Source organism: Robiginitalea rubriflava (assembly GCF_052540725.1).
This window is the reverse complement of record NZ_CP199309.1, coordinates 834312-847956: the sequence shown is the minus strand read 5'-3', so window position 1 is coordinate 847956 and position 13645 is coordinate 834312. Positions and strand designations below refer to the sequence as shown.

Annotated in this window: 9 protein-coding genes and 1 tRNA gene; 6 read left to right on the top strand and 4 right to left on the bottom strand. The window is 47.1% G+C overall.

Annotated elements, in window-relative coordinates:
* Nucleotides 1-27: 27 nt before the first annotated feature.
* Together polA and ACT6NU_RS03925 are read right to left on the bottom strand one after the other, a co-directional pair.
* Entirely contained in the window at nt 28-2859 is a 2832-nt protein-coding gene (gene polA / locus ACT6NU_RS03930) for a DNA polymerase I (protein WP_445383159.1), read from the bottom strand.
* A gap of 39 nt (nt 2860-2898) precedes the next feature.
* Nucleotides 2899-3885 (bottom strand): isoaspartyl peptidase/L-asparaginase family protein, encoded by a 987-nt coding sequence (locus ACT6NU_RS03925; protein ID WP_445383158.1) that lies wholly within the window; start codon nt 3883-3885, stop codon nt 2899-2901.
* 41 nt (nt 3886-3926) lie between these two features.
* Between ACT6NU_RS03925 and ACT6NU_RS03920 the strand changes: the two genes are divergently transcribed.
* The 3 genes from ACT6NU_RS03920 to ACT6NU_RS03910 all read left to right on the top strand — a co-directional run bounded on the left by ACT6NU_RS03920 (nt 3927) and on the right by ACT6NU_RS03910 (nt 6318).
* A complete protein-coding gene (locus ACT6NU_RS03920; protein WP_445383157.1) occupies nt 3927-4655 on the top strand; it encodes a copper homeostasis protein CutC in 729 nt (242 codons plus the stop codon).
* Between the two features lie 45 nt (nt 4656-4700).
* Entirely contained in the window at nt 4701-5930 is a 1230-nt protein-coding gene (locus ACT6NU_RS03915) for a metallophosphoesterase (RefSeq protein WP_445383156.1), read from the top strand.
* Nucleotides 5931-6021: 91 nt separating this feature from the next.
* Nucleotides 6022-6318 carry a thioredoxin family protein gene (locus ACT6NU_RS03910; protein WP_445383155.1) on the top strand — a complete coding sequence of 99 codons (297 nt, stop codon included), beginning with the start codon at nt 6022-6024 and terminating at the stop codon, nt 6316-6318.
* A 45-nt stretch (nt 6319-6363) separates the two neighbouring features.
* Here the strand turns inward: ACT6NU_RS03910 and ACT6NU_RS03905 are convergent, their stop codons facing one another.
* Nucleotides 6364-9687 (bottom strand): protein O-mannosyl-transferase family, encoded by a 3324-nt coding sequence (locus tag ACT6NU_RS03905; RefSeq protein WP_445383154.1) that lies wholly within the window; start codon nt 9685-9687, stop codon nt 6364-6366.
* Between the two features lie 170 nt (nt 9688-9857).
* On the opposite strand from ACT6NU_RS03905, the gene ACT6NU_RS03900 reads away from it, so the two are divergent.
* Together ACT6NU_RS03900 and ACT6NU_RS03895 are read left to right on the top strand one after the other, a co-directional pair.
* Nucleotides 9858-9929, top strand: a tRNA-Gln gene (locus ACT6NU_RS03900).
* Between the two features lie 261 nt (nt 9930-10190).
* Nucleotides 10191-11447 carry a S8 family serine peptidase gene (locus ACT6NU_RS03895; protein ID WP_445383153.1) on the top strand — a complete coding sequence of 419 codons (1257 nt, stop codon included), beginning with the start codon at nt 10191-10193 and terminating at the stop codon, nt 11445-11447.
* Nucleotides 11448-11627: 180 nt separating this feature from the next.
* Here the strand turns inward: ACT6NU_RS03895 and ACT6NU_RS03890 are convergent, their stop codons facing one another.
* Entirely contained in the window at nt 11628-12977 is a 1350-nt protein-coding gene (locus ACT6NU_RS03890) for a cation:proton antiporter domain-containing protein (protein WP_445383152.1), read from the bottom strand.
* Nucleotides 12978-13167: 190 nt separating this feature from the next.
* On the opposite strand from ACT6NU_RS03890, the gene rimP reads away from it, so the two are divergent.
* The gene (gene rimP / locus ACT6NU_RS03885) at nt 13168-13641 is read left to right on the top strand and encodes a ribosome assembly cofactor RimP (RefSeq protein ID WP_445383151.1); all 474 of its coding nucleotides are present in this window, start codon (nt 13168-13170) and stop codon (nt 13639-13641) included.
* The last annotated feature ends 4 nt before the right edge of the window (nt 13642-13645 follow it).

The following is a 13645-nucleotide window of genomic DNA, read 5'->3' as shown; positions in this document are numbered from 1 at the left end:
TTATTAGCTCAATATCCCCAGTAACATTTAATGTGCCTCCAGCCAGTTGTCTCCCACACCGATGTCTACCACCAGGGGTACCGACAGTTCATAGGCCTGTTCCATTTCAGATTTGATCATGTCCTTTACCCTCTCCAACTCTGGTTTATATACGTCAAATACGAGTTCATCATGAACCTGAAGCAGCATTTTGGTCTTCAGGTTACTTTCCCTGAGCTTTTCGTGAATACGGATCATGGCGATTTTGATAATATCGGCAGCACTTCCCTGAATAGGCGCATTTACGGCATTTCTTTCAGCAGCACCCCTAACCACTGCATTACTTCCGTTGATATCCTTCAGGTACCTCCTGCGTCCGAGTACGGTTTGAACGTAACCGTGTTCCCTGGCAAAGTCTATTTGCTCGCTGATGTAATTGCGCAGCTTGGGATAGGTTTTATAATAAGTATCTATCAGCTCCTTGGCCTCTGTACGACTCAGTTCGGTCTGATTACTGAGCCCGAAAGCCGACACCCCGTAAATAATCCCGAAGTTTACGGTTTTTGCATTGGAACGCTGTTCCCGGGTTACCTCCTCTAGGGGTACCTGAAAAACCTTGGCTGCTGTAGAAGCGTGAATGTCTTCCCCGCGCTTAAAGGAATCAATCATATTGGTTTCCTCACTCAGGGCGGCAATAATACGCAGCTCAATCTGTGAGTAGTCTGCCGCGAGCAGGCAGTATTCTTCATTTCTTGGAATGAAGGCTTTTCGGATTTGTCTGCCCCTTTCGGTTCGAATGGGGATATTTTGCAAGTTGGGGTTGTTACTGCTCAGCCTTCCGGTGGCTGCAACCGTTTGCATATAATCTGTATGCACCCGGCCGGTAACCCTGGAGACCTGGTCTGGAAGGGCATCCACATAGGTGCTTTTGAGTTTGCTAAGCCCACGGTAGTCCAGTACTGCCCTAACGATTTTGTGGTCTTTGGCCAGGTCTGAGAGTACGTCTTCTGCTGTGGAATACTGGCCAGTTTTTGTCTTCTTCGGTTTATCGACCAGTTTTAGTTTGTCGAATAAAATTTCCCCCAGCTGTTTGGGAGATCCTATATTAAATTCTGCCCCGGCCTCTTTATATATCTGAGCTTCCAGGGCTGCAATGTCCTCTTCAAGTGCCCCGGAAAGACCGTTTAGAAACGCGGTATCCAGATTTATGCCTTCCAATTCCATATCTGCAAGTACCCTTAGCAGTGGAATTTCTATGTCCGTAAAAAGTTCACGTGTATTGGCATCCTGTAATTCCGGCGCAAATTTCTGCGCAAGTTGCAGGGTGATATCTGCATCTTCAACAGCGTATTCGGTTTGCTCCTCCAGCGGTACCTCCCGCATGCTCAATTGATTCTTCCCTTTTTTCCCGATCAGCTCTGTAATGGAGATAGGGGTATAGTTCAGATAGGTCTCGGATAGTACATCCATATTATGGCGCATATCCGGGTTGATCAGGTAATGCGCCAGCATGGTATCAAACAGCCTGCCATGGACCTGAATACCATAGGTACTCAAAACCTTAATATCATACTTCAGGTTTTGCCCGACTTTCTCAATTTTTTCCGATTCAAAAAAAGGTTTTAATAATTCCAGTAACTCCAGGGCTTCCTCCTTCTCAGGGGGAAAAGGAATGTAAAAACCCTTATGCGCCTCCCAGCTGAAGGCAATCCCGACCAACTCTGCCTCCAAGGGATCCAGGGAAGTAGTTTCCGTGTCAAAGCATACGGTAGTCTGTTCCATCAGGCTTTTTATAAAGAGCTTTTGTGCCATACCCGGCTGAACCAGCTGATACAGATGGGGTACATCTTTAATGGTTTTCCTCCCGCTGAAAGCAACCACTTCAGAGGTGTCCGCATCGGATCCGAAAAGGGAGAATTGACCACTACCGGCTTCCCGCTGTTGCTTGCGAGCCGTTTCAGTACTGCTTACCTGGGTGGTCTGGGTATCGTCTTTTTCTGAGAATATCTTGAGGAACTGATCCCTGAGACGGCGAAATTCCAGTTCTTCAAATATTTCCTGCACCTTTTGACTGTCGGGAACGCTTAACTCGTAATCTTTTTCATCGAAAGTCACATCGCAGGTAATACAGATGGTGGCCAGCTGTTTGGATAATTTTCCGAGCTCTGCATTCTCGATAATTCGTTCCTTCATTTTTCCTTTAAGCTGGTCCGTATTTTCCAGCAAGTTTTCAAGGGAACCGAACTCATCTATAAACTTCTTTGCGGTTTTATCTCCAACCCCGGGAAAGCCAGGGATATTATCACTGCTGTCTCCCATCATCCCCAGGTAATCTATTACCTGTTCCGGGCGCTGTACCCCAAATCTTTTCTGCACTTCAGGGATGCCCCAAATCTCAATGCCGTTACCCATACGCGCCGGCCGGTACATGAATATATTTTCGGAAACCAATTGTCCGAAGTCTTTGTCCGGGGTCACCATAAATACCTGGTAGTCCTGTTTTTCAGCCTGTTTGGCAAGCGTACCGATTATATCGTCTGCCTCCAGGCCAGACACCTCAATACAAGGAATATGCATGGCCTTCAGGATTTTTTGAATCCAGGGGATGGCTATCCTGATGGCATCAGGGGTTTCATCCCGGTTGGCCTTGTATTCAGGATACAACTCGGTTCGCTCGGTGCTTCCGTCTTTGTCAAAGCAGACGGCCAGGTGGTCCGGTTTCTCCCTTCGGATCACGTCGAAAAGCGAATTCATGAACCCCATAATTGCTGAGGTATCCATCCCCTTGGAGTTGATTCTGGGATTCTTGATCAGGGCGTAATACCCCCTGAAGATAAGCGCATAGGCATCGAGTAAAAAAAGGCGTTTTTTTTCAGACATATCTGTGGGTTTCTCAGCGTTTCAAAGCTAAGAAGAATCTCATGATTTCAGGTAACTCTCAGAGGGGATATTGCGATGCCCCTGCGTATCGTATTTCCGATAGCTGAACCCCGGGTGAATGCAAAAGGCCCCGGTTTCCCCCTTTTTATTCAGGGCGAGAAATCCGATCTGAAAATCCAGTTTTCCATTATTTTTAGCAATAATACGGGCTACACCTTCTTCACAGGCTTTTTGCGGAGACATACCCTGCCGCATTAATTCAACAATCAGGAAACTACCCACGGTACGGACTACTTCTTCTCCCACCCCGGTTGCTGTAGCACCCCCCACTTCATTATCAATATAAAGGCCGGCACCAATAACCGGGGAATCTCCAACGCGCCCGCGCATCTTATACGCCATGCCACTGGTAGTGCAGGCCCCGGCAAGATTTCCGTTTTTGTCCCTGGCGAGCATTCCGATGGTATCGTGGTTTTCAATATTAATTATAGGGTTATAACGGGAGGTTTTCTGCCATTCCAGCCACTGATTTTTTGATTTCTCAGTAAGCAGATCTTTGAGCTTAAAACCGGATTCCAATGCAAACTGCTGGGCACCGGCCCCTGCAAGGATTACATGCGGAGTGTCCTCCATTACTTTTCGTGCCACAGAAACGGGGTGAACAATCCCTTCCAGGGCCATTACGGAGCCACATCTCCCCTCGGAATCCATAATACAGGCATCCAGGCTTACGACCCCGTCCCGGTCGGGTCGCCCCCCGTAACCAACAGTCTGGTTTTCGGGGTCTGCTTCCTCAACCATTACGCCCTGCTCTACAGCATCCAGGACGCTGCCATTTTGATTGAGCACTTCCCAGGCCCTGGCGGTGGCATTTGCAAAGTCCCAGGTGCAAACGGCAATTGGGCCACCCGATTCAGCGGCGACGGCTGCCTTTGTGGTTTCCCCTTCGCAGGACAACAACGAACTGCCACTGAGCAGTCCGGCAGATCCCAAAGATGAATTTCTGATAAATTTCCTTCTGTCCATACCCGGAAGCGATTACTTTTAGTGAAATAAATATACATAATATGATTCTGGAAGTTTGTGCACATTCACTCGAATCTGCCCTTATTGCCCAGCAGGCCGGCGCAGACCGGCTTGAATTCTGTTCGGAACTGGCAATAGGGGGTATAACGCCTTCTCAAGGGATGCTAGAGCAAGTACGGGAGAAAATTCAGATTCCGGTCCATGTGCTGATCCGTCCGCGTTCCGGGAATTTCACCTATTCAGAGGCGGAAACCGCAGCCATGCTTCGGGATATTGAACTTTGTCGTTCCCTTGGTTTTGAAGGTGTCGTTAGCGGGTGTCTGACCCCTGAGCACCGGCCAGACCTGGCTAAGTTGAAAGTTTTAAGGAATGCTGCCAGGGGGATGCATTTTACCTTTCACCGTGCTTTTGATTGGGTTGCGGATCCTGAACTCGCTTTCGGTGAACTCGTTGCGCATGAAATGGATGGCCTGCTTAGCAGCGGGCAAAGGAATACGGCAGTACAGGGCCTTGAATTGCTGAAAAGATTACAGGGGTTTGCTGCGGAGCCGATTATTGTAGCAGGAGGGGGTATCAACGCTTCCAATATCGGGGATTTTTCAGGTACCGGTTTTCAGGCGGTACATCTTTCAGGAATACCCAGGCAAACTGTGCCATCAGAAAGGGTTCCCCTTACTATGAATAACCTGCAATTGTTGCGGGAAGACTTTCCGCTGCAGAGTGACCAAAAAACTCTGGAAGCCATCCGTGAACATCTGGATAATACTTAACAGCAGACTGTGTAAGCCCTAAAAGAGATATATTTGTAAAGCCATATGATCCGTTGGATTCTTTTTATTATCGTCTATCTGGCGATGGGCCTGTACACCTTACAGGCGCTTCGCTCAGGGACCCGTTTTCCCTGGGTGTATTTTCTGTATATGGCAGTGGCGCTTCTGATCCTTGGAAATTTTATCTATCAATTCAGTTGGGCGGAAGAAGGGGGCAGGGTCCTGAGCCGGCCTAAGAGTTATGCTGTCGGATTTCTTCTGGCTATACTTACTTTTAACCTGATCACCATTCTCTTTCTCTTTTCGGAAGACATCTTCAGGCTTATTTTTGCCGCCTACCACAAAATAGGAGGAAAGTCGGATGAATTTACACTGCCTACCCGGAGAAGGTTTTTAAGCCTGATGGCCCTTGGCATTGCTTCTATCCCTTTCGGGGCGTTGTTATACGGCATGTACCGGGGCAAATACCGGTTCAGGGTTCTTAAATACAACCTGGAGTTTAAAGAATTACCGGAAGCTTTTCACAATTATACCATAACGCAAATTTCGGATATCCATAGTGGCAGTTTTGACAATCGTGAAAAAATTGAATACGGCGTCTCGCTGATCAATGAGCAAAAAAGCGATGTGCTATTTTTTACCGGGGATATGGTAAATAACAAGGCTGAGGAGATGTTGCCCTGGAAGGAACTTTTTGGAACACTCGATGCCCCGGATGGGAAGTATTCCATTTTGGGAAACCATGATTACGGAGACTACTATAACTGGGAGACCGAAGAGGCGAAGGTTCAGAACCTTGAAGACCTCAAACGAATGCAGAAAGAAATGGGATTCGATCTGCTCTTAAACGAACACCGTTATCTGCAAAAGGGGAATGATAAGATAGCCCTGATAGGGGTTGAAAACTGGGGCAGGGGGGGCTTCAAGAAAGCCGGCGATCTCAGAATGGCCACCGCGGGCCTGGAGAAGGATGTTTTCAGAATTCTCCTGAGCCACGACCCTTCCCATTGGGAAGACCGGGTAATCGAGGATGAATTACACTATCACCTTACCCTGAGCGGGCATACCCATGGGATGCAATTTGGGATAGAGATTCCCGGTTGGGTAAAATGGAGCCCGGTAAAATGGCGCTATAAGTACTGGGCCGGGATTTATGAAGAATTAGGACAGTATATTAATGTAAACAGGGGCTTTGGGTTTCTGGGGTATCCCGGAAGGGTTGGGATATGGCCCGAAATAACAGTAATTACCCTTAAGAAAAAGGGAATGGCCTGAAGCGGTTTGTGTGATTCCAGCTAAAACAGGCAGTTTCCGTTAGGATTTAACAATTTTTCTTACTTTTGATTTGTAACCCAATCATTGCTATATGTCTAAATTCGGTGAACTTATAGATCAGAGTATCCCGGTGCTTTTGGATTTCTACGCCGAGTGGAACGAACAATCTACTTCTATGCATCCTGTTCTAAGGGATGTAGCCGCTGCCCTTGGTGATAAAGGCAAGGTAATTAAAATAGATGTTGACAAGAACAAGGAGCTCTCGCAGGCCCTGCGCATTAAAGGCCTTCCGACCCTTATGATTTATAAGAAGGGGGAGATGGTCTGGAGGCAAAGCGGGGAACAGGATGCCAACACCCTTATCGGTATTCTCAACGAGTATATATAGCAGCCTGAAAGTTTTTTTACTGCTTTAGCTGCCTATCTCCGGCTTTTAATTTTCTATAACCGTATCCCTTAGCGAGCTGCTATCTGGCACGATAGTGCTGTCTGGCAGATCCGGATCGGGTGCCGTTACTTCCGGAATCTCGGGCAGGCTTTCTTCCAGGGGATTTTCGGTAAACTGGAAACGATCCAGCTGCTCATTAAAAATAAGGGTTTCCTTTTCGGCCAGCTCCCTCAGGTCATTTTCTATAAGAATATCGATAATACGCCTGTAGGCTTCCATATCTCCCAGGATTTCTTCAATATTGTCGTATTGCTCGTCAAGGGGAATGCCTGCATAATAATCCAGGCGGTCCAGGTAGATGTCTTTTAGCTGATTGAACAACTCCCGCGCCTTTTCCGTTTCCCCCACCTGGTAATAGCCATCCACAAAGGGTTCCACAAAGGTGTAGAATTCAAAATATTTAACGGGCAGGTGGGTCATTGCCAATTCAATGACATTTTTGGCCTTTTCAATTTTGTTCTCGGCAATGAGTGCTTCCATTAGCCGCGCAAGGTTACTCCTGAAGGAAAGGCCCTGTGAGCGGGTTTGAGTGTCGTGATAAATTTCAGAACTTCCGGAATTGCCCCATTCCCAATTCATGACTACTTCATACATGCGATCGGTATCGATGCGACCCAGTTCAAAAGCGGAGCGGTTTTGGGTTTTTATAGGAACCAGTTTATAAGCAAGCCCTTCCAGTTGCAGGTAATCCTTCATCCATAAATATTCGGCATCATCAAAACTACCCCCGGAGAAATATATGGGACGCTTCCAGTCATTATTTGCAAGGATATCGAGCATCATAATCCGGTTTTTGGCCATAGCGTTGGGGAGGTCTATATCGATATAATCTACTATAAGGGCAGAATCTCTGGGCTTTACAATTCCGTACTTCAGTACATTTTCCTTATTTACCGGCACCCTGATCTTATTGGTGGGATAATAAACAAGGTCCAGAGTGCTTTCGGGATACTCGTTGATATCCCCGCCATTTTTTTCAAGGTAATAACGCAATTTAGTCTCCGGCCGGTCACTCCCGATCCAGTTCATAAAATCCTTGATATTCCAGCGGTTTTCCGTAATCTGCTGATAATAGATAACATCCCTGTTGCCATAACGATAAAGGTTATGGGTGAGTTGAGAAGGGATGGGCTCGCTTTCATAAGCCTTTCGTTTCATCTGGTCTACATACCAGTCTGTCGCAAAAAGGCTGGTGCAAATAACACGCACATCCGTTCGGTATTTCTCTATTTCCTGTGCATACCACAGTGGGAAAGTATCGTTATCCCCAATGGTAAATAACATGGCTCCGGCATCTTCCACGCAGCTATCCAGATAAGCTTTGGCACTGGAGCGGGCCGTATACCTTCCCGAGCGATCGTGATCGTCCCAGTTCTGGTAAGCCATCAGGGTAGGCACAGCCAATAAGCAAACCAGGCTGATAACGGGAGCCCAGATTTTAGGACTGATCCATTTCTTGAATTCTTCGTACAGACCGAGTACTCCCATCCCTATCCAGATAGAAAAAATATAGAAGGACCCTACCAGGGAATAATCCCTTTCCCGGGGTTGGAAGACATAGGGATTGGTGTAAAATTGAATGGCGATCCCGGTAAACATAAAGAAGACAAACAAAACCCAGAATTGCTTCGGGTTCCTGGAGATCTGGAAAATTATTCCAATTATCCCCAACAGCAAGGGCAAAAAGAAGTAGGTATTGCGCCCTTTGTTATCCAGTTTGTCCTGTGGCAGGTTATCCTGACTCCCCAGGCGTATCGCGTCAATAAATTTGATTCCGCTGAGCCATTCGCCCTGCCCGTTATAACGACCTTGCTTATCGTCCTGTTTCCCTACAAAATTCCACATAAAGTACCGCCAGTACATGTAACCAAACTGGAACTGGAACATAAAGCGGATATTATCCCACACAGAAGGCGGCTGTACTTCCAGTTCTTCCCCGAAGCGTCTTAAAAATGTAATATACTGGCCCTCATCAATTTCCCCGTTGGCAAGTGCCGCACGCAACTGTGAGGTGGCTCTGCGCAACTCTTCATTATTCTTTTTCAGGCTGAAGTCCAGCGGCCCAAAATACTTCATGTAGTTTTCGGCGTGCTGGCTGCTCCACATTCGTGGGAGCGGGCCAATGTGTTTTTCATTGGGGCCGGGCAGGGCTTCCTTATAATGGTTAACTATAATGTACTTCCCGGTTTTTTCATCTCTTTCATATTTGGGCTTATCATCCCGGTTGGGTCCGGCAGGTGCAAAGAGATCGGAATAATAGGCGCCGTAAACCGGACTATCTGTACCCGGGTACTGCTCCCGGTTGTAATAGGCCAGAAGGGCCCGGGCATCGGCCGGGTTGTTCTCGTTGATAATAACGTTTGCATTGGCACGAATGGGCAGCATAAGCCAGGAAGAGAATCCGAGAAATAAAAACATGCCACAGAGTACCAGGGTGTTGGCTTTCCTGTAATTATTGCGGCGGGTATAATTCAGGCCAAAATAAAAAGCGGAAGCGAACAATATCCCGATAATAATGGTTCCGGAATTGAAAGGTAGCCCTACTTCATTGATAAAGAATACCTCGCCCCATCCGAATAATTTAAGGACATAGGTGAGGGAGAATTTATAAACGAGGATAAGGACCGCCACAACCGCCACATTGGCCAGGAGGAAGTTTTTAACGGTTGTAGTTTTATATCTTTTAAAGTAGTACAACAGCCCGATGGAAGGGATGGCCAAAAAGCCCATAAACTGTATCCCGAAGGTCAGGCCCACAACGAAACAGATCAGTACCAGCCATCGATTACCCCTGGGGCTGTCCAGATTATCTGTCCATTTCAGGCCCATCCAAAGCAAGACAGACATAATAAAGCTGGCCATGGCGTAAACTTCGGTTTCAACAGCGTTGAACCAGAAACTATCTGAATAGGTTAGTGTGAGACATCCAACCAGGCCAGCACCCAGCATGGCCATTGCTTTCCCGCTGCTCATTTTCTCTCCTGCCCCAAGGAGCTTGCCACTGAGATTGGTAATTGTCCAGAACATAAACAGTATGGTTAAAGCGGCCGAAACTCCGGAAACATAGTTGACCATTTTTGCCACCTGGTCTGCTTCCAGTGCAAATAGCGAAAAGAAGGCCCCTATCATCTGAAGCAAGGGGGCTCCCGGGGGGTGGGCCACCTGAAGTTTGGCAGAAGTGGCGATATATTCCCCGGCGTCCCAGAAACTGCCGGTGGGTTCTACTGTAATACCATAGGTTATCAGGGCAATAAAAAAAACAAACCACCCCATCAGAGTGTTGATCTTCTCGAAGTTCTTAACTAGCATGTAGTAGTCCTTTTGCGGGTACGGGGCGAATTTAGTAATTAATGCCCAGAAGCTATGGCATTTTTTATAAACGTTTAACAGCCATCCGCGCACAAAAGGTTTCGATAAATCTGATGTAAATTGTTTGTGCAAATCAACATTTGTATTAAATTTGCACGCTCAAGAAACACTGGCCTATGGTGTAATTGGCAACACTACTGGTTTTGGTCCAGTCATTCTAGGTTCGAGTCCTAGTAGGCCAACTTAAGACCCATCCCGCAAGGAGATGGGTTTTTTGTTTCTATTAATCTAATCATTTCCTTTTATAACCATTCCCTGGCTTTTCCTTCTCTTCTCTGCATACCTCCAGTTTAATGACGAATTCAGTTCTATCGGTGTAATGGGGAATGCTTCTTACAGGCAGGGTATGGCGCCTGGATCAACCCTTGAAAAAAAAATTCCGTCCGCTTTGCAATTCTTAAAATTTTCTTAAATTCAGCCAAAACATTAAGACCATTAACATTATGAAGCACTCTTTTTTTAAGCGCATGGCTGTCTGTGCCGGCGCCGGAATCGTATTGTTTGCCTGTACAGACGATACATTAAACAACGATGAAACCCTTGATCTGCAGAACGTCCTGGAAGAAACTGTAGACCCCGCTGTCTTTAATCAGGGCAGTTATGTCATCGAAGGATCTTATATCGTGGTTTTTAACCGAAAGTTAACCGGGGATGTCGGGGCACGTTACGGCAATGATTACAAGGCGGCCAATGCGGCCGTGAAGGATTTGGCAACCAAAATACTGGGAGGCCTTCAATTGAAAGGAGAGGCCATTGAACACGTGTATAGCAAGACCCTTACCGGGGTTTCGGTTAGCATGAGCGAAAAGCAGGCCGCTGAACTGGCTACAGATGAGCGAGTGGCCTATATTGAAAAGGACCAGATGTTTACCCTGGCTCCCCCACCTGGAAAAGGCCCGGGAGGTGGAGGTAATGATGGGGGAGGCTCTGCCGGCCAGGAAACCCCATGGGGGATCACCCGGGTTAACGGAGGTGTAGCTTATACGGGTAGCAATGTTGCCTGGATCATTGATTCTGGTATTGATGCCACCCACGAGGATCTCAATGTAGATGTGTCCAGGGGCTTCAATGCATTTACCAAAGGCCGGGATGCTGACCTTTCAGCCGATGGAAATGGGCACGGAACCCATGTGGCCGGGACAGTAGCTGCTAAAGATAATAATGTAGGCGTTATAGGTGTTGCCGCCGGGGCCACAGTGATACCGGTGAAGGTGCTGGATAGCCGCGGCAGTGGGTCCTATTCCGGTGTGATTGCAGGCGTAGACCATGTTGCTGCTAACGGCAGTACCGGCGATGTTGCCAACATGAGCCTGGGCGGTGGCTTTTCACAGGCCGTCAACGATGCAGTAATTGCAGCATCTGCCAAGGTTAAATTTGCTCTGGCTGCCGGGAATGAAAGTACGAATGCCGCAACGAAATCCCCGGCTTCTGCCAATGGAAATAATATTTACACCATCTCTGCCATGTCCGAAGGGGATGTCTGGGCTTCTTTTTCCAATTACAACAACCCTCCTGTTGATTATTGCGAGCCGGGAGTGGCTATCAAATCTACCTGGAAGGGGGGTGGTTACAATACCATCAGTGGTACGTCAATGGCTGCGCCACACGCCTGCGGACTCCTGCTTCTGGGAAATATCAGCAGCTTTGATACCGTGATCGGAGACCCCGATGGTAGTCCGGATCCAATTGGAGTTAATTAATACAACAAAGATTTATCATAAATAAGTGAAGGCCCCTGAAAAGGGGCTTTCCTTTTTCTGACAGGCCACCGCAGAACTTTGCTTTATCTGTCAGTTGCCGGAAAACCTTCTTTAAGGGAGCTTAATGGCCCCTAAAAAGTATATCCCGCAAGGAGATGTTTTTTGTTTTTGTAAATATCCCTAAGGTATAGGGTCACCCGGATGGGTATCCCCTTCATACTCCTCTGGATCTTGTGGCCTGAGGGGCGCTTGCGGATCCAGTTCTACAGGTCGCGTAGGGAGTTCCTCTTCATAAGCCAGCTCAGGCTTCTGAAATTCCTTGTCCGGCTCATCCAGCGGAACTGCTGTTTGCTGTTTGTTCCGAATCATGGCCCAGGTCATGATAAGGCTGGTTCCGATGATTATAAATAAAAGGATACCCGGTTCAAAACCGGCCACAACAGCATCTGAAGGGATTGCATAAAACAGTAAAACGGTTATAAGCCCGCGGGGAGCCACAAATAGCTGCGGGAGGATATCCTTGCCAAAGAAAATCCGAAGTATCAGAAAGCGTATCCCGTAAATGGATGCCAGGATCAGAACGCTTATCAACAAAACTTTCAGGCTGAACAAGGAGGAAAGCACAATGGTCAGTCCGAAGACTACAAAGAAGAAAGTGCGGACCACAAATGCAGTTTCCAAGGTAATTATATGCAATTCGTGATATATTTGATCAGCTCTTTCGACCTTTAGGTACTTCCTTAATTTTCCCCCGAAAAACAGTTTCATATTGGCGATGACCAGTCCGAATATAAGGATGATGATGAGGGAAGACAGGTGTAATTTTTTCCCGATGGCATACAGCAACAAAAGCACAGCAATAAGAAGGAACTGCTTGGCCTGGCTCTTGATTTCCTGAAAAATAAGGATGATGGCATAACTGGCAATTACTGCGACCACTATAGTCAGGAAAATACTTCCGGTAAAACCAGCCGCGCCCATCGCCTCGGCAGGATTCATCTGACCGGCCAGATAATAGAATAGTATGATCCCTGCGATGTCGGAAAAGGTACTTTCATAGATATGGAATTCTTTTTTTTCAGCTTTGAGGCCTCCTACACTCGGAATGATAATGGCACTTGAAAGGATGGAAAGGGGGGTTGCATATATCCAGGCCGCACTCAGGCTCATCCCCGGAACGAGCGAGTGCAGGATCCAGGCTGCCGCCCAGGCTGATAACAGCAAACCGACCAGGGCTATTAATAAGGATTTGAGAATAGCCCATGTCTTTTCCTTTCGAAGCTCCAGTTCCAGTGCTGCCTCCAGGACAATCATAATAAGGCCTACGATTCCGAGGATTTCGAGGGCGGGGAAAAGGTCGGGAAGGCTGCTTACAAAAAACTTGGCAACATACTGCAAGATCACGCCCAAACCGATAAGCATCAATACGGACGGGATATTGGTCTTTTTCGAGAGCCCGTTAAACCAGAAAGACAGGATCAGGATAAGGGAGGCTTCAATAATAAGGTTGTAAGAAGAGAAAATTTCCATAGGGAGATTTTGGCATTTGCCCTTAAAGGTAAGTTGTATTGGGCATATGGGCTAAAACATTTATTTTAAAAGCATTCTTAAGTTTTCCGAAAATGTTCGTATATTTGCCGCACTGAAAGAATAGAAGGTATTCATGAGGGGACAATTTGTCCCCTCTTTTATTACCGGTATTTAAATGCAGACAGGCAATATGGCAGGGACGCAGCTCGAAGAAAAAGTTAAGGAATTACTGGATGATGCATTTGCAGAAAAGCCAAATTTATTCCTTTTAGAGCTAACCATCCTGCCGGATCAGACGATAAGGGTAATCATTGACGGAGATGAAGGGGTTAACCTGCAGGATTGCATGGATGTCAGCAGGGCCATTGAACATTCACTGGACCGGGATGAGTATGATTTCTCCCTGGAAGTAAGTTCGGCAGGGGCAACCCAGCCACTGGAACTGCCCAGGCAATACCCTAAACATATCGGAAGAACACTGGAAGTACAGACAGCGGTCAAAACGGTTAAAGGAACCCTGACAGCAACGAGCGAATCAGGAATAACCCTGAACTGGAAGACAAGAGAGCCAAAGCCGGTAGGCAAAGGCAAACATACCGTAAAGAAGGAGGCTAAAATCCCCTTTGCGGATATTGAACAGGCAAAAGTAGTTTTAAAATTCTAATGGC